Source organism: Bacillus sp. FSL R5-0659, assembly GCF_038008785.1.
GTDB lineage: Bacteria > Bacillota > Bacilli > Bacillales > Bacillaceae > Bacillus > Bacillus safensis.
On record NZ_JBBOZU010000001.1, the window covers coordinates 3,371,577 to 3,393,721 of the forward strand.

The 22,145-nt window shown below is 41.7% G+C and carries 25 protein-coding genes; 8 read left to right on the forward strand and 17 right to left on the reverse strand.

Annotated elements, in window-relative coordinates; translation table 11 throughout:
- The first annotated feature begins 54 nt into the window (after positions 1-54).
- On the forward strand, positions 55-864 hold the full coding sequence (locus NSQ72_RS17495; RefSeq protein WP_341084814.1) for an RsfA family transcriptional regulator: 810 nt from the start codon (positions 55-57) through the stop codon (positions 862-864).
- Between the two features lie 33 nt (positions 865-897).
- Here the strand turns inward: NSQ72_RS17495 and NSQ72_RS17500 are convergent, their stop codons facing one another.
- From NSQ72_RS17500 to pta, 16 genes are all read right to left on the reverse strand, one after another.
- Positions 898-1,131 carry a DUF5970 family protein gene (locus NSQ72_RS17500; protein ID WP_058838521.1) on the reverse strand — a complete coding sequence of 78 codons (234 nt, stop codon included), beginning with the start codon at positions 1,129-1,131 and terminating at the stop codon, positions 898-900.
- Positions 1,128-3,404: a glycosyltransferase gene (locus NSQ72_RS17505; RefSeq protein ID WP_341084816.1), complete on the reverse strand. Its 2,277-nt coding sequence runs from the start codon at positions 3,402-3,404 to the stop codon at positions 1,128-1,130. The genes NSQ72_RS17500 and NSQ72_RS17505 overlap by 4 nt, the downstream gene beginning before the upstream one ends.
- Positions 3,405-3,509: 105 nt before the next feature.
- Positions 3,510-3,995: a tetratricopeptide repeat protein gene (locus NSQ72_RS17510; RefSeq protein ID WP_341084817.1), complete on the reverse strand. Its 486-nt coding sequence runs from the start codon at positions 3,993-3,995 to the stop codon at positions 3,510-3,512.
- A 36-nt stretch (positions 3,996-4,031) separates the two neighbouring features.
- Positions 4,032-4,877: a lipoate--protein ligase family protein gene (locus tag NSQ72_RS17515; protein ID WP_058838518.1), complete on the reverse strand. Its 846-nt coding sequence runs from the start codon at positions 4,875-4,877 to the stop codon at positions 4,032-4,034.
- A gap of 240 nt (positions 4,878-5,117) precedes the next feature.
- A complete protein-coding gene (locus NSQ72_RS17520) occupies positions 5,118-5,513 on the reverse strand; it encodes an SMI1/KNR4 family protein (protein ID WP_341084818.1) in 396 nt (131 codons plus the stop codon).
- 105 nt (positions 5,514-5,618) lie between these two features.
- Positions 5,619-5,888, reverse strand: coding sequence for a hypothetical protein (locus tag NSQ72_RS17525; protein ID WP_341084819.1), 270 nt, complete (start codon positions 5,886-5,888; stop codon positions 5,619-5,621).
- Positions 5,889-6,129: 241 nt separating this feature from the next.
- Positions 6,130-6,462, reverse strand: a complete 333-nt coding sequence (locus NSQ72_RS17530; protein ID WP_341084820.1) for a hypothetical protein — start codon at positions 6,460-6,462, stop codon at positions 6,130-6,132.
- Positions 6,463-6,481: 19 nt separating this feature from the next.
- Positions 6,482-8,176, reverse strand: coding sequence for a T7SS effector LXG polymorphic toxin (locus NSQ72_RS17535; RefSeq protein WP_341084822.1), 1,695 nt, complete (start codon positions 8,174-8,176; stop codon positions 6,482-6,484).
- A gap of 11 nt (positions 8,177-8,187) precedes the next feature.
- Positions 8,188-8,466 carry a YwqI/YxiC family protein gene (locus tag NSQ72_RS17540; protein ID WP_341084823.1) on the reverse strand — a complete coding sequence of 93 codons (279 nt, stop codon included), beginning with the start codon at positions 8,464-8,466 and terminating at the stop codon, positions 8,188-8,190.
- A gap of 4 nt (positions 8,467-8,470) precedes the next feature.
- Positions 8,471-8,863 carry a YwqH-like family protein gene (locus NSQ72_RS17545; RefSeq protein WP_341085050.1) on the reverse strand — a complete coding sequence of 131 codons (393 nt, stop codon included), beginning with the start codon at positions 8,861-8,863 and terminating at the stop codon, positions 8,471-8,473.
- Positions 8,864-9,038: 175 nt separating this feature from the next.
- Positions 9,039-9,305 (reverse strand): hypothetical protein, encoded by a 267-nt coding sequence (locus NSQ72_RS17550; protein WP_341084826.1) that lies wholly within the window; start codon positions 9,303-9,305, stop codon positions 9,039-9,041.
- A 13-nt stretch (positions 9,306-9,318) separates the two neighbouring features.
- On the reverse strand, positions 9,319-10,653 hold the full coding sequence (locus tag NSQ72_RS17555; RefSeq protein WP_039182254.1) for a TRAP transporter large permease subunit: 1,335 nt from the start codon (positions 10,651-10,653) through the stop codon (positions 9,319-9,321).
- A gap of 46 nt (positions 10,654-10,699) precedes the next feature.
- The gene (locus tag NSQ72_RS17560) at positions 10,700-11,575 is read right to left on the reverse strand and encodes a prephenate dehydrogenase/arogenate dehydrogenase family protein (RefSeq protein WP_341084827.1); all 876 of its coding nucleotides are present in this window, start codon (positions 11,573-11,575) and stop codon (positions 10,700-10,702) included.
- A 13-nt stretch (positions 11,576-11,588) separates the two neighbouring features.
- Positions 11,589-12,260 carry an RraA family protein gene (locus NSQ72_RS17565; RefSeq protein ID WP_082700881.1) on the reverse strand — a complete coding sequence of 224 codons (672 nt, stop codon included), beginning with the start codon at positions 12,258-12,260 and terminating at the stop codon, positions 11,589-11,591.
- 149 nt (positions 12,261-12,409) lie between these two features.
- Positions 12,410-13,261, reverse strand: a complete 852-nt coding sequence (locus tag NSQ72_RS17570; protein WP_106025491.1) for a MurR/RpiR family transcriptional regulator — start codon at positions 13,259-13,261, stop codon at positions 12,410-12,412.
- 129 nt (positions 13,262-13,390) lie between these two features.
- Complete coding sequence (pta, locus tag NSQ72_RS17575) at positions 13,391-14,362, reverse strand: phosphate acetyltransferase (protein ID WP_056766819.1); 972 nt, start codon at positions 14,360-14,362, stop codon at positions 13,391-13,393.
- Positions 14,363-14,602: 240 nt separating this feature from the next.
- Between pta and hemQ the strand changes: the two genes are divergently transcribed.
- Together hemQ and NSQ72_RS17585 are read left to right on the forward strand one after the other, a co-directional pair.
- Entirely contained in the window at positions 14,603-15,373 is a 771-nt protein-coding gene (gene hemQ, locus NSQ72_RS17580; protein WP_024423793.1) for a hydrogen peroxide-dependent heme synthase, read from the forward strand.
- Between the two features lie 67 nt (positions 15,374-15,440).
- Entirely contained in the window at positions 15,441-16,601 is a 1,161-nt protein-coding gene (locus tag NSQ72_RS17585) for an MFS transporter (protein ID WP_341084830.1), read from the forward strand.
- Between the two features lie 13 nt (positions 16,602-16,614).
- Here the strand turns inward: NSQ72_RS17585 and NSQ72_RS17590 are convergent, their stop codons facing one another.
- Positions 16,615-17,094 carry an Lrp/AsnC family transcriptional regulator gene (locus tag NSQ72_RS17590; protein WP_047202792.1) on the reverse strand — a complete coding sequence of 160 codons (480 nt, stop codon included), beginning with the start codon at positions 17,092-17,094 and terminating at the stop codon, positions 16,615-16,617.
- Positions 17,095-17,239: 145 nt separating this feature from the next.
- Between NSQ72_RS17590 and NSQ72_RS17595 the strand changes: the two genes are divergently transcribed.
- The 5 genes from NSQ72_RS17595 to NSQ72_RS17615 all read left to right on the forward strand — a co-directional run bounded on the left by NSQ72_RS17595 (position 17,240) and on the right by NSQ72_RS17615 (position 22,129).
- Positions 17,240-18,472, forward strand: coding sequence for an MFS transporter (locus NSQ72_RS17595; protein WP_144468046.1), 1,233 nt, complete (start codon positions 17,240-17,242; stop codon positions 18,470-18,472).
- Positions 18,473-18,621: 149 nt separating this feature from the next.
- Positions 18,622-19,224, forward strand: coding sequence for a bacilysin biosynthesis protein BacA (locus tag NSQ72_RS17600; RefSeq protein ID WP_024423797.1), 603 nt, complete (start codon positions 18,622-18,624; stop codon positions 19,222-19,224).
- 2 nt (positions 19,225-19,226) lie between these two features.
- Positions 19,227-19,934, forward strand: coding sequence for a cupin domain-containing protein (locus NSQ72_RS17605; protein WP_341084832.1), 708 nt, complete (start codon positions 19,227-19,229; stop codon positions 19,932-19,934).
- Positions 19,931-20,692 carry a glucose 1-dehydrogenase gene (locus tag NSQ72_RS17610; protein WP_058838507.1) on the forward strand — a complete coding sequence of 254 codons (762 nt, stop codon included), beginning with the start codon at positions 19,931-19,933 and terminating at the stop codon, positions 20,690-20,692. The genes NSQ72_RS17605 and NSQ72_RS17610 overlap by 4 nt, the downstream gene beginning before the upstream one ends.
- 15 nt (positions 20,693-20,707) lie before the next feature.
- Entirely contained in the window at positions 20,708-22,129 is a 1,422-nt protein-coding gene (locus tag NSQ72_RS17615; protein WP_341084834.1) for an ATP-grasp domain-containing protein, read from the forward strand.
- Positions 22,130-22,145: the final 16 nt, after the last annotated feature.

Below are 22,145 nucleotides of genomic sequence, written 5' to 3' on the forward strand. Positions count from 1 at the left end.
CCTTCTTGAACTTGGCTAATCTAATACCATCAAATCATATGGGGGTTTAAACACATGTCAAAACAAAGACAAGATGCTTGGTCAGAGGAAAATGATCTCCTCCTGGCAGAAACCGTCTTACGTCACGTCAGAGAGGGCAGTACGCAGCTAAATGCGTTTGAAGAAGTAGGAGACAAGCTGAACCGCACCTCCGCAGCATGCGGATTTAGATGGAACGCTGTCGTGAGGCATCAATATGAAAAAGCGTTGGCACTAGCCAAAAAACAACGAAAACAACGGATGCGTGCACTTGGCAATGGCCAGCCTGCGAAAAAACGATTACTTTATCAGCCGCAAGTAGAAGAAACAGTCACTCAGGAGGAATTCTCCCAGGAATTGGAGCCAGCAAAGGAAGAAACATTTGCACCAGCTGCTGAAACTGCCGAACAGCTTCAGTTTGTGGATCAAAGCTACAATGAAGAGTTAGCTAGTTTATCACATTTATTGTCACAGGCTTCTCCTGCCCCAAATACCGCAGAGAAAAAGCCGGAAGCGAATCCATTTAGGCAGCATCAAGAATTAACCATCGACGATATCATTGATTTCTTACGCCGTTATGAAGGCGATGGTCAGCAATCCACTGCCTTACGTATGGAAAACAGCCGCTTAAAACGAGAAAACAATGAGCTTTCTCATAAAGTCTCGCAGCTAGAAGCTGAAGTGAAAAAGCTTGAAAAGGATCAGCTCACGATTCAAGAAGATTATGAAACACTCGTCAAAATCATGAACCGTGCAAGAAAACTAGTTTTGTTTGAAGAAGACGATTGTGCCGCACCAACCTTTAAAATGGACCGGAACGGCAACCTCGAAAAAATGGCAGAATAACAAAAAGTGCTCCCCGCCTCGGGAAGCACTTTTTTAAATGCCCAAAAATAGCATTACACTAAAAAGGACATTGATCAAAAACACGAACATAAAAATATACTTGACCTGCCTTACTTGAAAATCACCAAACATAAAAATATAAAGACCTGCGATGCCAAGTGTTAGTACAGGCTGAAGAAATGGCACTAAAAGCGAAATGCCGTAGCCGGCTCCCATGATGACAGGAAGCCATAGTAAATAGAGGTAACCGCCATTTTTGGATTTCAAGAAACCACTCCCTCTCTTTCTTCTATCTGCTTGATTTCAGGCTGAACAAACTTGAGTCCGGCTATTGTGCGGCCGCGTTTTTGTGATGTCCAAACCACAATCGCCGGCTGCTCTGTCAGAGATTCTGTATCAATGGTGATTAGCACTTTGTCATGTAATTCAATTGAAGCCTCTGACTCGATTTTACACCCAGATAAACTAATATCATGTATGTTCACCGGCACCTTCTCTTCTAACCGGTCCTCATAGACTAGCGTGCCTGCCACACCTTGCAACGGTCTTCTCATCCATTTGCGCCGAATAGCCTTTGGTACTTTCTCCGATTCTCTTACAAAGCGGAGAAATGTCCGAACAGCATAGGATTTTTTCTCACGATCCGTTATCGATACGTGCTCTCGTGTGAATAAGAAGCGGATCAGTGATAGGTACTGTGATTTTTCTGTGTCAGTAAAAGCCACACCAACCATCAGCTTGTCTCCCTCCGGATGACTCCAGACCACAGCACATGCCACACTTTCATTCTCTGAAAAGAATAATTGCATTTGTCCTTGATTTAGAGAAGAAGCTTGATCCGATGGAATGGATAGACGCGCACCTGAATCACTCATATCTAGTAGAAAACAAGCAATCGACTCATCTTGATGATCGGAACGAAGATGCCCCTCTTTTTCAATGACAAACCGCTCTGATTTTCGATAACGCGGACGATCAAACGCCACAATGAGTGCCATGAACAGCCCTGCACCGTTATAAAGTACCCAAAAAATATTAATCAACGTGAGATCAGCATTCATCGTCCCATTTACCTTCATATCGTATCCTATTTTCACAAGGACAAGCAATGAGAGCAGCAAGAAGATCAAATGAGGAATCATCGTTTTCAAATGAAAATGTCTCTTGTCCGTTTGAATTCCCTTCGGTGTGACAAGAAATTCAACCCTCTTCTTCAAAAACAGCTCACTTAAAGCCACACCAGCCAGGTGGAATGCCATAGAGCTTTCGTAAATATGACTCCAAAACATACTTCTTTTTTGATTCGACACCATTTTAAACGCTAAGTACGAACTAAAGAACGCCGGCAGCCAAAACATGAAAATGGACTGAAAATCTGCCCAGAAACTTTGAATACCAAATAATAAAAACAATATCGGTGTAAGAATGTAAATCATTTTAAACAAACCGTTAAACCAATACACAATGCCATCTAAATAAAGAACGCGCTGCATAAGCGTTAAGCCGCGAACCTTCAATGGATTAAACTTACGGGCGCACTGAATGTTCCCTCTCGACCAGCGGTCTCGCTGCTTTAACAGATCAAGCCAGCTTTCAGGTGCCAGACCGACAGCTAATACCTCTCCGACAGACACAGATTTGAACTTCCCTTGGAGAAGCATTCCTGTCGCCATGTCTTCTGTAATTACCCCAGTAGCAAATCCGCCAATTTCCTCTAATGCTGTTCTTCTAAATACCGTATTACTCCCGACATACATGACCGCATTGAATCGATCTTTACCAGCTTGGAGGGTTTGCATGAAGAAGTCCTGCTCATTTGGAATTCGATCCTTCGAGAACATATTATATTGGAAAGGATCTTCGTTATAAAACGCCTGTGGAACTTGAACAAATGCAGTCGCTCCATCATGAAAGTAAGGCACTGTCTTTTCTAAAAAGGCAGGAAGCGGGACCATATCAGCATCAAGTGTGAGAATCAACTCCCCATTCGTTTGAGACATCGCATGGTTTAAATTCCCCGCCTTAGCAAACTTGTTATCCGTTCTTGTCAGATAATGAACACCAAACTCAGAAGCAAGCTGCTTCACAGACTCCCTCTTGCCATCATCACATAAATAAATATGGACGCTGCCTTTTGGATAAGACAGATTCAAACAACCTGCAACCGTGCGTTTTAGCACTTCAATTGGTTCATTATATGTAGCTATGAAAATATCAACTGTTGGCAGCCTGTCAAGATCACTGATCATGACTTGTTTCCGATTTGAAGGCTTCCAAACAAGTGTATAAAACACAAGCAGCTGTAAAAATCCAATACATTCACAGGCCACAAGCAAAATTCCCATCACAATATTAAATGTACCTTCATGCGGCAGTGTAAAGAAGAGACGCCAGCAAATGTATGCGGCATTTGTTAACACACAGAGCACAATGGTGATTTTTTTAATCGTAGAGGCCATCGGCTGAATACGATACATCACATACAACAAAGACAAAACACAAAGCATAAACAGCGGGTAATACGTGGTGATGAATGACAATACATTTTCCTTCTTTCTTATGTCATAAAGGACTATCACATATATAAAATTTCATAACAAAGGAGGGGATTCTTCCATTACATTGCCCCTCCAAATCTATATAAATCATTTCCACAATCTATCTAACTGATTCGAATAAAAATCAATGGCTTTTCGATAACTCAAAATAGTAGGATCGTTTGTCGTCTCAGTTAAACAGTTCAGTAATATTTCCATCGCTTTGCTATGTTCCTTCAAATTATACAAAGTCATGGCATAAAACGTTTGAATGGCTTTATTATCCGCATAAGTTTCCATCGCATGTAGGAATATCTGTTTTGACTTTTCATATTCCCCTAAGGTTCTGTATGTACTTCCTAATCCTAGTAAAGCGTCTTCTAGTTCTTCTGAAGACAATCCTAACTCAATGGCCCTTTCATAAAAAAAGACAGCTTGTTTTTCTTTTCCTAACACATCATAACTCCAAGCACATTGATAATGGATGGAGGCATGGTCTGGATACTCTTCTACAAGACGGGTGAGCATGTCATTGGATTCTTGAAGATGTCCACTTTCTCGAAGTTCAATGGCTTTCAGAAGTTTCGTTTCCATTACATCACCCCTATTTTTTAAGATGGAAAGATGTGTTTACGAGAACACTTTCTCATTCCGCTCAATCATCCGCGTCATGTTTTTCTCAAACTCTAGCTGTTCCTCGGTGGTCAGTCCTGAAGCTGTCAGTTGATCGCTCAGCTTTTGGAGTTCTTCTAGTAAAAGACGCATGAGAAGCGCACAGTCAATTGGTTTTCCAGTTAATTCTGATAGGGATGCCATCGTATCCGGCTGTATATCAGGGAATACCGCTTTCACCTCATGTCGTTTATCCTTTAAGGCCACCTCATAAAAACGGCGAATCAAATCAGCTCGTTTTCGACCGCTTCCATCTGCACACAAATAGATTTGCACAGCGACCCCTCCGCGTAATCTACGCTGAGAAATGCCGGCAAATTTCTTTCCATTGATACTCAAATCGTAGCTGCCTGGACAGTAAGAGCCGACAATTTCATAGGCTTCAATGTCCACCTCGTACATTGACAGCATCCGGCGGATCAATTCCACCATCGCATCATACCCGCGGTCAATATCAATGCCCTTCTTTTGTTCAGCAAAGATTAAAGACACATTCAGTACGCCTTCATCCAGTACCACAGCAAGACCGCCTGAATTGCGCACAATCACACGATATCCTTCATCCTCAAGCAGCTTTACACCATCTTGGAGAAAAGGAAGTCTTGTATCCTGAATCCCAAGCACAATCGTATTGTGATGCACCCAAGAACGGGCTGTCGCTGGTGAGAGGCCCTTCCCCACCGACGCGCAAAGCGTATCATCCATCGCAAAGGATTGCTTTGGGTCTACATAGAGACCTAGGCTCGATTGATCTATGATTCGCCATGTCGGCTGTGTCAATAACTCAATAGGTTCATTTTTCATGTCCTGCATATCCTCTCGTTCATAAACTGTGTTTATTATACCATGGGAGGAATGGAGGGAGAATGCAAAAAAGCTCCATAACATTTGGCGTCACAGAGCGTTTCAGTTAGATGATTTTGTTTTCTTATTCTTCCTTTTCGAGATGAAATAAAAAGCTGCAATTAAAACGACAGGAACCCCAACCACGAGGCATGCAGCGATCAATGTATTCCACGGCAAATTGATCATCTCCTTAATAGACTAAACTTCTATGAAACAGCCCTCATTTACCCAGCTCAACAAGTCTTCAGCCACCAATTCCGCATGCTGAGGGTCCATCACACCAGCATCGACGATCCACACTTTTGTCTCCTCTTCTGCCTGCCGCATGAGAAGTACTCGCCCGCCGCCATCGTCCCCAATTGCTGCATAGCCGCTTGCATATTGCTGAATCTCCCATGTTGCATTGCGTTCCACCATGTCCTCAGTTCCGTATAGTAGAACATCGCCTCCAACAGAACATCCATTTGTCTGTTTCAACAATTCCTTATAAGCATGGGGCAGTTGCATGTTTAGCTGGGATTCTGCCTCTTTGATATGTATGTCACTTGCTGGTTTGTTCACGTGCAAATTTGGGATTTGAGGTAAATTGAGCATTTTAAAGCCTCCTCTATGTTAAGTAGCTGATTTTTTTCATGACCCTTTTATACATCTTTAAAAGAAAATAGCCTCATCTAGAACTATAGACAGCCATTTTATCTATTACAGCATTTCTTTAAGCAAACTCTCTGCTTTATGCAATTCATCTAGAAAGGGGTTTAGATAGTCATTGTAACTATCCAAATAAGCTCTCACCCCGCCAATGATCAACATCTTTTGGAGATCTTCATTGTTCTGAATGATCCTTTGTGCATCCTTATATCTTTTGTATATTAATTGGAGAACACCTTGATTGATCTCTTTTGAATATTCTTTTTCTAGGATGTTGATGACGGTTTGGATTTGTTTCGTTAGTTCTTGTTTTTTGTTCATTGAACGCTCCTATTTTCGAAGTTTTATTTAAATCATTCAATGGTACTTTACTGTTAATAATATAGATTGAGCTTTGATGATACACATGCGCTATCATATTTCAGCCCAAACTGCCCCGGGTATGAACCTACAGAAACCGGTTTTGCCAATGATCAACTTGACGCATATTTCACTAACTCATAAATAATTAAAAGGCCCTCTTACCGAGGGCTTGGATTTTAAAGTTCTAAGATGTCAATTGTTACTCAATTGCCAATTCCCATACTATTTGACCATCTACCAAAATCTTATTTGGTGGATCATCATAAAGAGATATCTCAACTAAAGAGCTTTTCTCTTGAATTAACCAATCGTATACACTGCCACTGTTTTCATTAGGATGAGATAGAATATCATTCACTTGGAAAGCAGCAGCAATATATTCTGTAAAATTAATATCATCTTCATCTAACATATTATTTGTTTCAAAAACTGTATCTAGTTTTCCTAAGATTTTCAACCCACTATTCCATTCCAAAATCATATCTTTTTTTTCATACTTTATTAATGTTCCAATCAAAGAATCGTAACCCATTTTTTACCTCCAATTCATTTTAAGGCCTCGCTGGTACGATGTGAGCACCATCTTTCCCATAATGTATCATTCCCTTAGTAGTCTCTTCATACTTTCCAGTATCAATATTATAGTATTTTCCTATTGCTTGGCCAAAGTCTATCCTTTCTTTATTCTTACCCAATTCTTTGCCTGTCCCTGCATATTTATCCAGCAATTCTTGTGCCTTTTTATTATCTCCGTAAAAAATGCTTTTCTTTTTTCCATTTACTACTTCTTGCTTGTAATTTGGTGTTTCTGGAATATGTTTTTCTTGAGCTCCTGATTTTACTTTTGCTGGGAAACCATTTACTTCACGGTAAGGTCCTTTAGGTACGGATTGTTTTCCGTAAGCAGGTGTTTTAACCCTCTTCACATTCTTCCCTTGATCCAACCTAAAAACATATTTCCCAACCTTCACTATTTTCGTGATTGGGATGATAGAGGCTGCGGATAAGGCTCGGTCTGTGCTACTGATGTTTTGGCTGGTTTCTGGGTCTTTGCCAGTAACGGCTCGGTAGCCGTCGTAGATGCCGCTGTATTCTAGGATGATGTTTTCGGTGGTTGAGACGACTTCACCGTCTAATATGCGTTTAGCGTTGCCACGGCTGCGGCTTTCTGGAATTTTGTCGACTTCTTCTATTCTTATTTCGCCGTTTGCGATATACGTTCGGATGATTTGTTTATTGGCGTAAACGGTGTATCTTCCGCCAATAAAATCAATATCCGATGGATCTGTGACGACTTCATCTGCGATGTCGAATTCTTTTAACTTTTTAATGCCTTTTACGTTGAATAGTTTACCATTTATGACCCTGATGTCTCTATGAATCTTGTTTTTCCCGTTCACGGCTTCCCTTTGCAATCTCGTAAGCGACGGATCGTTTGCTGTGATTTGTTTACTGATGTTTTTATGGGTGTCATTCCGAACAACCGTCTCCACATTCGCTTGTTGTTTCTCTTTCAGTTTCTTCAGCATGATGATCATTGGATTGTCTTTTGGGTTGTCTATTTTGTCGTTCAATCCACTGATGGTGCTGCTTACTTTTTCTTCTTTTCCATCTTTGAAAATAGATCCCTTTTGATAGCTCGAGATGTCGATTTTAGGGCCGGTGAACATGGTACTTAAGGTATCTATGTATTGCTTCATTGTTTGAAGGGAGCTTTTGGTTTCATGTAAAGCACTTGTCTGCTCCCTGTCAAATGCATGAAGCAGACCAATGGTTTTTGAGGTCTCAAGCCATGCCTTTTGATAGTTTTGCTGAAAAGCTGATTCGTCTACACTTGGCAAGTGAACAATATGACCAACTCTGCCGATGGCGTGGTTTACCTCTGATACGATTTCAGAAATCGTACGTTCAGCTTTTTTTAAGCCTTGATCAAGATCATCTTCGATAAACGCTTGTGAGATAAAGCCGTGCTCGTTTGATTCTAGTGCATGAAGAGCCTGCTTTATGTTTTTTAATGCAGCACTATATTCCTCAATGACGACCTGAAAGAATTGCAGGAAGGGAATATGGCATTCTGTATAAAAGGCGCGGATGGCTTGTCCTGCCTCTCCCTTTAGTGCGCCATCGAGTGAGATGATGTGATGGATTTGTTTTTCTAAGGAGCTGATTTGCTGTGACTGTTGCTTTAACGTATTCAGCGTTTGATCTATTCCGTTTATTAGTGCAAAGGCGTCAAGGGTTTTCATTGCGTTCTCCTTTATTTTCTTTTACTGCTGGAAGCAAGCGCCTTGTCCGTTTCAACCATGGTGTTCACCGCTTGTTCTGTTTGTACAAGCTGTTTCTGAAGGATGCCTATATAGGAATTACTTAATTCGTTCAACTGTTGATTGATCTTTTCTAATGAGTCTGCCGTCAGGAGCTGATTTCTTCCTTTGATGGTTGTTGGAAGGGCTGCATTCATTTGAGTGCCTGATTGTTTTGCATGCTGTAATACTCGTTTGACCTGACTGGCATCTATTTTAATTTCTCTCGTCATGTGACTACCCTCTTTTTTCTTCCAGTTGTTTTTCTTTCTCTATTTTTCTTTCAACCGAATGAATTTCATGTTCTAACGATTGGATCTCTGATATTAGGTCATTGATTTTCTCATCAATTCGATTTAATAAATTGGTTAGCTGTACACTTTTTATCTCTTGACTGGCGGAAGCCATTCCGTCACGAATGTCATCAAACGTGTCTGCCAAATGGCCAAACCATGTTTGTGATGTCAGATCTGGATGAGTGATTTTCTTGCTGGCATCTGACAGGGTTGATTTTGCCTCTTTAATTTCTTTGCGGCACATGTTGAGTTCGATGATTTGTTCTTTTTTTATAGATATATCTGCCTTTAATGAATACAAGGCTGTTTTATAACCGATGATTGCTCCAGATATGGTCAAACACCTCTATCCCTTAAATAGTCCTCCGTTATGTTACCATTTACTAGAACAAGAGGCATATGATTGAAAGTGAATTTACCAAAAAATGAATCGTACGTATTGGGTTTTAATACCTATTTCTCGCGCACAAAAAAGCTGAATTCATTTACTGAATCCAGCTGTTTATTGCTTATTTGAGCGAATCACTCGCTGATGCTGATGGATGATCGCTAAATGAGGTGTCTTTCTTTTTAGGAATATAATTGAGAGAGAAACCAACAAGACTAAAAAAGGCACTTAACACCAGTGTTGGGTTTTTGAATAGATTCGTACTCGCAATAATCATATCTCCCTTTTGCAAGAGAATCCCTAGTATTTGACCGAATACCAACAGGGCTCCTGACGTTAAGAACAGGACAAGCAGCACTTTAAATAATAATTCCATTAATGCTCTCATGTGTTTCTCCTTTCTATACTGGAAGTATTCCCATTCCGATGAGCCAGCCAATTCCCACGATTGGCAGCATATAGTAGAGAATCAGCGGTATAAATGTTTTCTCAGGTTTGGCTCCTGCAAGACCAGAAGCAATGAAAATCGATCCTGATGCCGGAGGGGAAGCGCCTTCTGTCGATGAAAAAGCAAGAATGGCGACAACAGCCACAACTGGATCAACTCCGACTGAGACTAAAGCTGAAAATGAGACAAGTCCAACAGCTGTTAATGTAGCTGTTGAAGATAATGGCCCAGCCACCAGCGTGACAAGAATTCCCACAATGAGCACCATGAGCCACTTCGGAATGGTAAGTACTGATGTGATTTGCGTCAAATCTTCTGCCAATCCTAATTCAGCAAGCACCTGGCTTGCCGCAACAGCAAACAGCATCAAGGCACCAATCGTTGTAAATTTAGGAATGGCCGACTTGAAAAACTGAGACCAATCAAGTGCAGACGCCTTTTTCCTTCCAATTGTTAAACTAATCAACATCATGAGAATCGGAATCCACGTAATTAAAGAAATTTGATCCATTGCCTCTGGTCCGATGTTTGGATTACTTTTTAAGTAGTTTGCCAGCGGACCTATTGTGATAATGATAGGAATCAAGGCACCGAAAAAAATAAAGATCGACTTCCACCCTTGTTTCACAGCTTCCCTAAAAGGAAGAATATCATCTGGCGGCATGGCCTGAATTTTATTCTTTTTCACCAGAATATACACCAAAATAAATCGGTATACGACTTGATACAGTCCTCCTATGAGAAGCGCAATATATAAATCTCCCTCAGATACAAGGGCTGCAATTGGTGCAAACCCCAGCATGATAAACATGGAAGAGTTCGGAGGCAGTGCCGCTCCAAGTCCGCCATTCCCTGCTAAAATGGTCGCTGTATGGGTTCGGCTCCAGCCTGATTTAATCATCCAAGATGCCGTGATAGAGCCAGTGGCAGCTGTGTTTGCAGAATTTGAACCTGAAAGAGCACCTAAGACTGCTGAGCCTAACGTACTCATATAAGCCGCTCCACCAGGAAGTTTACCTACAACCGAATTTAAGATTCGCAAGAGTGCATGAATTAATTCCAGCTTTTCAATTAAATAAGCCATGAATACAAATGCGACAGCTGCATAGAGCACCTCATATGTGGATGCAAATTTTAATCCATCCCAGAAAAGTCTTAATGCATCCAATCCGCCAAATAATGTGGTTGCAATAAAGCCTAATAGCATGGCTTCTCCCATATTCCGTTTCACGACGACATTCCATATAATGATGACAGCTATGAATACAATCAACGCAATAAAACCCATATCGTTTTTTCGCCTCCCCTTTGTTAAATAAAACGCTTACAATCTATTACCCCTGCTGCATCACGTCAATGACTTCTTCCCAGCTGGCCGGCTTTTTCCCATTAAACCGTTCAACGAATTGAAAGTCTGCTAATCTCTCTAGCTTCTGTTGCGCTGCCCGAGACATGCTGGCATCAACCTCTGCTTCATCTAACATTTCAATAGAGCCAAGAAGCTCGATCGCTCGTCGTTTTGCATGTAATGCACTCCCTGTCACAAGACGGTTCATGGTCTCTTCAAAACTTTTGCTATCCATTGTATCGCTTAATGAAGAAATCACTTGTTGTTCCACATTATATTTTTTGGAAATTTCCAAAAATTCAATCATGAGACCAACGATCCCCTTCATATAAACGCTTCTGATCAGCTTTAAGGCAGAAGCATCTCCTGGCTGGTCACTGATTTTTGTGATATTCATGCCATAAGCATTCATTACTTTCATGAATTGGTCGGTTCCACTGCCGCTTGCCGTGATCGGAACCTTGTGTTTGTTGACTGGAAGAGGCCCTAGCATGGCAGCATCTACGAATAGAGCTTTTTGCTTATCAATTTCATTGGCCACTTGTTTTTTGATGTCTGGTGTTGATGCCGATACATCTACATATAGTTGATTCTTTTTCAAACTTCCCGTTACAGATTGGGCAACTTCTAAAGTTTTATTCGCTGGCACAGCTGCAATGACAATATCAGATTTCTCAATGACTTCACTAATACTGCTGGTTAATTGAACTCCTGTCTGCGATGCTTTTTCTTTCAACGTTCCAGCCAATTTCTCATTTTGTAAAAGTACATCATACGCATAAAATTGATCTAATCCTTCTGTTTTCAATCCCGTTGATAGCTCATATGCTGCTTCTCCATAACCGATAAACCCTATTTTCATCACCGATTCTCCCCTATTCCTGAAATTTTTTCAATTTGCCTGCCAGCCATGCAGGTGCTAAGAGACTAGTGTCTTGCTTTCCTTCGTCCATATATTGTTGAATCGTGTTTAATCTCTGATTTTCATACGCTTGTTTCTCTTCCGCTAGTGTGAGCATGTGTTCCGCCTTCTCCTGTGGAACGATGACGACTCCATCATCGTCAGCAATGACTAAATCACCTGGTGCTACTTTGACACCGCCGCACGAGATGGTTTGATTCAATTCCCCAGGACCATCTTTAAAAGGTCCGTTTGGCATAAACCCCTTACTGTATATTGGAAAAGCCAGCTCCTCTAAAGCAAGTTTGTCGCGAACAAGCCCGTCAATCACGATTCCTTCTATTCCTACAGCCTTTGCTACACCTGCCATCAATTCCCCTAAATATGCATGACCTTTATGGTCTTTTCCATCAACAATCAGTACATCTCCTTCTTTAGCAGAGTAGATCGCATGATGAAGAAATAAATTATCCCCTGGCCGTAAGCTAACGGTAAAAGCAGTCCCTACTATATTCATACCTCTTGCAACAGGTTTAATTTGATGATCCATCGCTCCGGTGCATCCCATCACGTCTGACAGCAAGGTTGAGTTAAGCTTTCTTGCCCGATCTATTAGATCATTTGACACGAATTGAACAGTACTCATTGTTTCCATCATCCCCTTTGAGTTATATTCGTTACATTAAACTTTATTAAAGTAATATATATTACTTTCGTGACACGATCATACCATCTCGATTTTATTTAGTAAAGCGCTTTCAAAAAATTAAATGAAAAAAATGAGTCACCACACGACTAATGTGTTGTGTGATAACTCATTTTCGTTAACATATGATTGATTTGATCTAAACGTGGTTTTGTCCTTTCAGGGTCATTAATGGCTAAGGCACTTAAAATATAATCTACGATAAAGATAGCAGATACGACAGAGTTATGAGAGCCCGCACTTGCTGAGGAGCATGGTAATACATATTGTGCATACTTAGTTAGTGGAGAGCTGTAGCTGTCTGTAATTAAAAGCACTTCCACCCCATATGACTTCGCTGCCTCCAGCAAGTCCTTTATACGCTTTGCATAGCGAGGATAGCTGACCGCTATAATGAAATCATCAGATTGAAAATGAACGAGATCATCCACCCAGTCGCTTTTGTCCGCATCAATATATTGACAGTTCCCCAATAGCCGATTAATTCCAAATGACAGATACTCGCCAACAGGTCTTCCACTTCGGACACTTGTACACAGAACCTGGCGGGAGCTGGCTATTTTTTCAACAATATGCTGAAAGTTTTCTTCCGTGATATTGTCTAAAGCGTACTGGATATTTTGAAATTGCAGGTCTACATGATTATGCAAAAGCTTACTTTTATTTGAATGCTTGAGGTTCGCTTCAAGTCTCGTTTGAGGGGCAGCTTTATGCTTCATGTTTGATTGAAGCTCTTTTTGAAGCTCAGAGAAACCGGAATACCCTACAGCAGCAGAGAATCTCATGATGGTAGCTGTACTCGTCCCTACTTTTGAAGCCAATTTATCTACAGTTAAAAACGCGACCTCCATCGGATTGTGCACGATATAATCTGCAATTCTCCTTTGTGCCTCTGTTAATCCCGCGACCTTATGCTGAAGCTTATGTATTAAATCGTTCATTATAGCACCTGCCCATTCTATCGGCTTTATCTACGATCAAATTTTTTCTTTTCCCCTATATTGTACACATTTGTCATCAAAAAAACAGCCAGCACGAATCTATCGTACTGGCTGCCTTTGTCGAGATCATTATAATGCTTGAGCTGCTGTGATCAGCGCAAGGTTGTAAACGTCTTCGGCATTACAGCCTCTTGAAAGATCGTTTACTGGCTGGTTTAAGCCTTGCAGGATAGGACCTACAGCTTCAAAGTTACCTAAACGCTGTGCAATTTTGTAACCGATGTTTCCAGCTTCGAGGCTAGGGAAAACAAATACGCTAGCATCACCTTTGATCACGGAATCTGGCGCTTTTTTCGCTGCTACTGAAGGAACGAAAGCTGCATCGAATTGGAATTCTCCATCAAGTACAAGCTCAGGTGCCTTTTCTTTCGCAATGCGAACTGCTTCAGATACTTTTTCTGTTTCGTCTGATTTTGCTGAGCCTTTTGTAGAGAAGCTAAGCATTGCCACACGTGGTTCGATATCAAACATTTTTGCTGTGTTTGCACTTTCAATCGCAATTTCAGCTAGATCTTGGCTGTCTGGAGCAATGTTGATTGCACAATCAGCAAACACGTACTGCTCTTCGCCGCGAGCCATAATGAAGACGCCAGATGTTTTCTTTACGCCTTCTTTTGTTTTAATGATTTGAAGTGCTGGACGCACTGTGTCAGCAGTTGAATGTGCCGCACCGCTCACAAGTCCGTCTGCAAGACCTTTATACACAAGCATTGTACCGAAGTAGTTTTCATCTAGTAATGCTTTTCTTGCTTGCTCTTCTGTTGCTTTGCCTTTACGTCTTTCGACGAAAGCTTGTACAAGCTCTTCAAAACCTTCATATGTATGAGGATCATACACGTCAACACCAGCAAGTGTAAGACCTAATTCTTTTGCTTTTGCTTCAACTTCTTGTTTTTTACCTACCACAATTGGCTGCAATACTTTGCCGTCTGCTAGTTTTTGAACGGCTGTTAGAATGCGTTCGTCCATTCCCTCAGGAAAAACGATCTTTACTCCTTTACCTGCAACCTTTTCCTGAACTGTTGAAAAAATATCTGCCACTACAATACCCTCCTTGATTTTACAAAAAAAGCGTTCTCTTTTAAGCATACTCTTCTTCTACCTAAATTCAAACTACCAACTTATATTATAGCGCTTACAAATTAAATTCTTATTTTTCAAACTAATTTAATCAATTTTGATAAAAGCTGTTTTCTTCGTTCAAGTTTTGATCACATCTCCATTTGGACAAACTATGTTATAGTTGGAACAGATGGAAAACTGTTAATAGGAGTGAAAGAAATGAGCGAACAACATACAACAAATGAAGCAGCTCAAACACTAGATGGCTGGTATGCGCTGCATGATTTTAGAACGATCGACTGGACAGCTTGGAAGCTGCTGACAAGTGATGAGCGCCAAGCCATCATTCATGAGTTCACAGGTCTATTGGAAAAATGGAAAACAGCTGAGCAAGATAAAGCTGGAAGCCAAACAATCTATAGTATTGTCGGCCAAAAAGCAGATATTATGCTCATGATTTTACGTCCGACAATGGAAGAACTAGGTGAAATTGAACTTGAATTCAACAAAACACGACTAGCAGAGTTTACGATTCCAGCTTATTCTTATGTTTCAGTTGTTGAGCTCAGCAACTACTTAGCAGGAGGCGGCGATGGCGGAGATCCTTACGAGAACCCGCATGTACGTGCGCGCCTATATCCAGAGCTTCCTTCTTCTCAATACGTGTGCTTCTATCCAATGGATAAAAGACGTTCTGGCAATGACAACTGGTACATGCTTTCCATGGATGAGCGTAAATCTCTTATGAGAAGCCATGGCTTAATTGGCCGAAGCTATGCTGGAAAAGTAAAACAGATCATTACAGGTTCTGTTGGTTTTGATGATTATGAGTGGGGCGTTACCCTTTTCTCTGATGATGTGCTCCAATTTAAAAAATTGGTTTATGAAATGCGCTTTGATGAAGTCAGTGCACGCTATGGCGAATTCGGTTCCTTCTTTGTTGGAAACCGATTAGCAAACGAGCAGCTGGCGTCTTATTTCCATGTATGATAAACTCTTAAGGCTTCGGATCTTTCCGAAGCTTTTTTATGTATTTGTTTAGAAAGGTGATCACATCATGAGAAACTTCCCCATCGCTATTTTTGCATTAACGCTCGGTGCGTTTTCGATTGGCATGACTGAATTTGTCATCATGGGCCTTTTGCCAAATGTCGCAAACGATCTTCATGTATCAATTTCTGCTTCAGGACAGCTGATTACTGGATATGCACTTGGTGTCGCAGTTGGCGGACCTATATTAACGTTATCGACTGGGAAAATGTCGAGAAAACGTCTCCTCATTCTGTTAATGATTCTTTTCGTGGCGGGAAATGCTGCTGCCGCTGTCTCGACCTCTTATGGTCTATTAATGGCCGCCCGTATTTTAACGTCATTTGCTCATGGAACGTTCTTTGGCGTCGGAGCCATTATGGCTGCACGGCTTGTGCCTAAAGAGAAAAGTGCAAGTGCGATCAGCTTCATGTTTACAGGACTGACGGTAGCCAATGTACTCGGTGTGCCGTTCGGTACCTTTATAGGAAATCAATTCGGCTGGCGTATGTCTTTTCTAGTCATTGCCGTCATTGGTCTCATTTCCTTAATCGGTATCATCAGCTTAGTTCCGAATCAATCAAAGGAAGAAGTATTGGATATTCGAAATGAAGTATCCGTCTTGAAAAAACCACAGGTACTCGTTTCCTTTGCGATGACCATCTTTGGTTTTGCTGGTGTTTTTACAGCATTTACGTATATCAGCCCAATCCTGCTGCAAGTCACTGGCTTTCAGGAAAATGGGGTAACGCTCATCCTTGTCCTATTTGGACTTGGGGTCACCATCGGGAATTTAGTTGGCGGAAAGCTTGCTGACTGGAAGCTGATGCCGAGTATTATGGTGACACTGATCCTACTCATTGCTGTCCTGTTATTGTTTACAGTCACTTCCGAATTCAAAGTGTTTGCCGTGCTGACCATTTTTGTTTGGGGAATCATTTCATTTATTCTTGTTCCTACCTTGCAATACCGCACGATGAACATGGCACATGAAGCACCGACACTCGCATCGACGCTCAGCCATTCTGCCTTTAATATTGGGAATGCCGGCGGTGCAGCGCTTGGCGGTCTTGCTATCGACATCACACATTTACAGCTTGTTCCGTTATTTGCTGCAGCTGTGACATTTATTGGCCTTATCATTACGTTTATGAGTTATCAGTCAGATAAACGAATAAAAAGGACCTGACATAGGTCCTTTTTTATTTCATCACAGTCATTTCTGGCTCTTCTATTTGTTTCAAGCGTTCCTGAATAGGGTGAGAAAAAGAGTGCTCTGACAAGACAATATGGGAGACGGTTTTTGTAAATCCAGACACTTCTTGAATAAAGGCTTCAATTTCTTCAAGAGACGAAACTGACAGCTTAATGAAAAAGCAAGACTGTCCTGCCACTCGATAAGCAAAAAAAGCGCGTGGGTGCTCGTTCATAAAAGCCACAAAACGCTGATACTCCCCATTTAACACCGTAACTTCCAGCAGGCAGTCAATCAGAAGCCCTAATTTTTTATAATTGACCTGAACAGAATACCCTTCGATAATCCCTGCGTCCTCTAATTTACGCACTCTTTCTGCTACCGCAGGTGCTGATAAATTCACTCGTTTGGACAATTCCCTCATGGATAAGCGGGCATCTTCTCTCAATTCATTTAAAATATGCACATCAACATCGGTGATTTTCATTCGTACCTCTCCTATCCAAAAATCGTTCCATTTGAAAAGTATTTGATGATAATACTTATGATGCGAAATGTAAAATAAAACTAAATAATGGTAGAATTTATTTTAACGGAATTGAATGAAAAAGCAAGTATGGAGGGATCACTTGATGAAAGAATCTTTAGACAGCCAGGCTTCTAAAACATTTCCCATCACACTTGCCATCGCACTCACACTTGGCGTTTTTGCGGCGGGATCGGAGGAACTGGTGATTTCACCACTGCTGCCTGATTTATCAAACTCATTTCAGCACTCTCTTGATGTTCTCGCTCTTTCCATCAGCATTTATGGGTTAGCTGTGCTGGTTGGAGCTCCGCTTCTCGTTCCTTTAGGGGACCGGTATTCAAGAGAGCTGTGTTTAATAATTGGGCTGTCTTTCTTTTTGATTGGAACAGTGATGTGTGCTGCTGCCCCAAATTTGGCCGTGTTTTTTGCAGGCCGTGCTATTTCTGGGCTGGCGACTGGTGTATTTGTGCCAACAGCCTATGCTCTTGTGGGCGACCGGGTTCCCTACGAATATCGCGGCAAAGTGATGGGACTCATTGTATCGAGCTGGTCTCTTTCTCTTGTCCTTGGTGTGCCTATTGGCGCTTTTATCGGTCAAAGTTTGAACTGGCGCTGGACATTTTGGATTTTCGCCATGATGAGTCTCGTTGTCCTGCTGCTCGTCATCCTTGAATCTAGAAAACAAGTCGCCACAGCTGATAAGAAGGCACCTCAAGCTAGGGAGAAATCAGGTTCTTTATGGGGGGCTTTGAAAATCGACCGTGTCCCTGCCTATTTGACCGTGACATTTTGTAACATGCTTGGATTTTATGGCATGTACTCATTTTTAGGAGCTTACCTGCAAAGTTTGTTTTCCGGAGGGCAATCAACAGCTGGACTTCTGATCATGGCTTATGGCGTTGGTTTTTCCATGAGTATATTTACCGGGAAATTAGCAGATTGGTTTGGCAAAACACGGTCTCTTTTCTTTGTGCTGGGCGGGATTGCGCTCGTTCTTGCCTTACTTCCTTATGCACCGTTCTCATGGACATTGCTCATTTTCGCTTTATTTATTTGGGGTGCCATGCAAAGTTTATCCGTCACGCTTTTGAGCACCGTCCTGAGCGACTGCTCCCAAACCCACCGAGGCAAAGTGATGGCTTTTTACAGCCTTGCTTCCAATCTAGCCGTTATGCTTGGGTCCGCTTTGATGGGACCTGTTTATGTCCATTTCGGCTATCATACGGTAGGACTTGTATGTGCACTCATTACGCTCGTTGGTTTTCTCATCAGCTTCATCAGCTATAAACGTGAAAAAACCTTACAGCAGAAACATAAAAACACATTTGAAACGTGAGCTCATTTCACTGCACATCTCGATATGTGCAGTTTTTTAGATCAATTTTTAATATCATCATAAAATACATTTTTTATAAATTTTGTTGACAATTACCAATTTTATTTTTTATAATCTAGTAAAAATTTGAAAAAGATTGGATGGTAAACATGATCTTAAAGAATGATGTTTTTCATTTCAAAGAAGAGCCCATCGTTTCACCTAAGATGTTTACAGTCAATACATTAGGCCCTAAGGGGACAAGCAGTGAATATGCAGCAAAACATTTCATCTCTCATTCCACCACTACTCTCGGCACTCATACGAAACTATCCCTTTACGACACATTCGAAACTTGCATTGAACATACTCTCTCTAACGCACTCCAATACACTCTCGTTCCACACGCATACGAAGGAATTAAACACTTCTACATGAGACCTGACCTGCAGCTTTTACAAATATTCAGATGTGACACGCCCATGTATGGTTTGGCTGTCAGACCAGATTTCCCCTTTCAAGAACAAATGCTTCACCATTTAAAAATTGTTTCTCATCCTGCACCTGTGAATTTGATTCAATATTTTATTCATCAAAATGCTGAATTTGAGCTTGTCAATTCCACAAGTACAGCCGCACAAAAAGTAAGAGACGGCGAATTTGATTTCGCTTTAACCAATGAGGTGGCTAGAGCTACATACGGCCTCACCTTCATTCGAACATTTAAAAGCATTCCTATGAGCTGGTCTATATTCGGAAAAGGAGAGATGTAAACATGACAACTGAACAAAAGGTGCAAGAATTATATTTTCCTCAAGCGAAAAAACGAGAATGGGATAATGGTGTCATCCAATATTCTACTGTCAGAGGCGATACGGAAGTGTTAATTTCATACGTCCCTCCTCACACGATCATCGAACCTCACGAGCATCCAGAAGCACAAATCGGCATCGTATTAAAAGGCGAGCTTCAAATGACGGTCGGCCAATCGACACAAGTGCTCACCCCATTAGAATCAGCCTATATTGCACCACCATTCGTTCCTCACGCCGCATCGAATTTGACAGATGAAGAAGTGATCGCCATTGATATTAAGAGATTAAAAGATGGCGAGGAATATACGGCTCCTCCTACTTATTTCTTAGACATTTTCAAAACGCGTGATTTGCTTCCTGGCATGGAAGTGACCTTTTTTGTGGAGGACTGGATGGAGCTTATGATTGCCAACATTCCGGGGAATGGCGGGGAAATGCCTTTTCATAAGCACCGTAATGAACAAATTGGGATTTGCATTAGCGGTGGATACGATATGACGATTGAAGGCTTTACAGAGAAGATGGAATTTGGCACGACCTACTTCTGTGATCCAAAAGAAGATCACGGCGCCATTAATCCAAAGCCAGAAGCATCAAAGTCTATTAATCTCTTCTTCCCTCCACGCTATAACCGCTTAAAGCCAAAAGCGTCTAAGGTGAAGAAATGAACATTGCCGGAAAAGTCGTCCTGATTACAGGAGGTGCGTCTGGGATTGGGCTTGCCGCCGTCAAGCTTTTCCTTGAACACGGAGCAAAAGTAGCTGTGGCTGATATCAATGAAGATAGCGGTAAACAACTTGTTGAATCATTGCCTCATGAACATGCTGCGTTTTTCAAAACAGATATTACAAATGAGGCTGACTGTCAAAAAACCGTTCAATCCGTGCTGAACCAATTCGGGACAATTGATGTGTTGATTAACAATGCAGGCATCGAAATTGTCTCACCTATTCACGAGATGACATTGGAGGATTGGAACCACATTCTACAGGTCAACCTGACGGGTGTATTTCTCATGAGTAAGCATACATTGCCGCATATGCTTGAGAAGAAAAGCGGAAGTATTATTAATACTGGATCTGTCGGAGGTCTCGTTGGCTGGCCTGACATTCCTGCATACAACGCAACAAAGGGCGGTGTCATCCAGCTCACCAAATCGATGGCGATCGACTATGCCGCTCATCAAATCAGGGTGAATTGTATCGCCCCAGGCATCATTGATACGCCATTAAATGAAAAATCCTTTTTAGACAATCATTCAGAAAGTCTTGAGGTTGTCAAAAAGGAAAAAGCAAAGGTGAATCCCTTACTCCGCCTCGGAAAACCTGAAGAAATTGCGGGCGTGATGCTGTTTCTCGCCTCTGATCTATCCAGCTATATGACTGGAAGTGTTGTCACAGCAGATGGCGGATACACCGCTAGATAAAAAGGAGTGCTTTCATTGAGTAAAAAAACCGTACTTGTCATTGCTGACTTAGGAGGATGCCCGCCCCATATGTTTTATGAAAGCGTGGCGGCATCTTATCATATCGTTTCTTACATCCCGAGACCCTTTGCCATTACAAAGGGTCACGCTGAACTAATCGAAAAATACTCCATTGCCGTCATCAAAGATCGTGATTATTTTGAGACACACCCTTCTTTTGAACACCCTGATTCTATTTACTGGGCACATGATGATTATCTGAAATCAGAGGAAGAAGTGGTAGATGACCTAGTCCGTGTGGCTTCCTTTTTCAAAGCTGATGCCATCACCACCAATAATGAATTATTCATTGCACCAATGGCAAAAGCAGCTGAGCGTCTGGGGCTGCGCGGCGCTGGGGTAAAAGCAGCTGAAATGGCACGTGATAAAAGTCAAATGAGGGCTGCATTCAACGCTGCTGGTGTCAAAACGGTGAAAACTCAGCCTGTCACCACTTTAGCTGATTTCCAGCAAGCTATTGAACATATCGGAACACCGCTTATTTTAAAGCCTACATATTTAGCAAGCTCGATTGGCGTGACCCTTTTTCATGACAGAGCGGGCAGTGATGATCTCTTTTTAAACGTACAATCCTACTTGCAAACGATTCCCGTCCCAAACGCTGTGACATATGAAGCACCATTTGTCGCTGAAACGTACTTAGAGGGTGCTTACGAGGATTGGTATCAAGAGGGTGGCTATTCTGATTATGTCAGTGTAGAAGGGTTCGTCTTGGAGGGAGAATATGTCCCTTTTGTCATACATGACAAGACCCCTCAAATCGGTTTTACAGAAACGGCTCATATTACCCCCTCGATCTTAGACAATGAAGCCCAGCAAATCATCATTGAGGCAGCTAAGAAGGCAAATGAAGGGCTGGGACTTGAAAACTGTGCGACCCATACAGAGATCAAGCTCATGAAAAATCGAGAAACAGGACTGATCGAATCCGCAGCTAGATTTGCTGGCTGGAATATGATTCCGAATATCAAAAAAGTGTTTGGTGTGGATATGGCCAAGCTGCTGATCGATGTATTAGTCGATGGAAAAAAAGCGAATCTGCCAAAAGAGCTGCTTTCTGGACATACGCATTATATAGCAGACTGCCATTTATACCCTCAGCATTTCAAAGAAAGCGGACACATACCGGCAGAGGCCACACATATCACCATTGATCATGTCCATATTCCGCAGGATGCTTTAGTTGGAGATACTGTGATCGTCAGTGAATCCGTCCCATCTAAAGGCACCTTTGTGGATCTCTCTTTATTTGAAGCCTTTAATGGCATCGTGTCGCTTGAATTAAAAGGGTCATCCTCACAGGATGTTGCCGCATCCATCCGCAACTTACAGAAGCAAGCTGCCATTCAGTTAATGGATGAATTAGTGAAGGGATAGAAAGAGAGGGTAATGT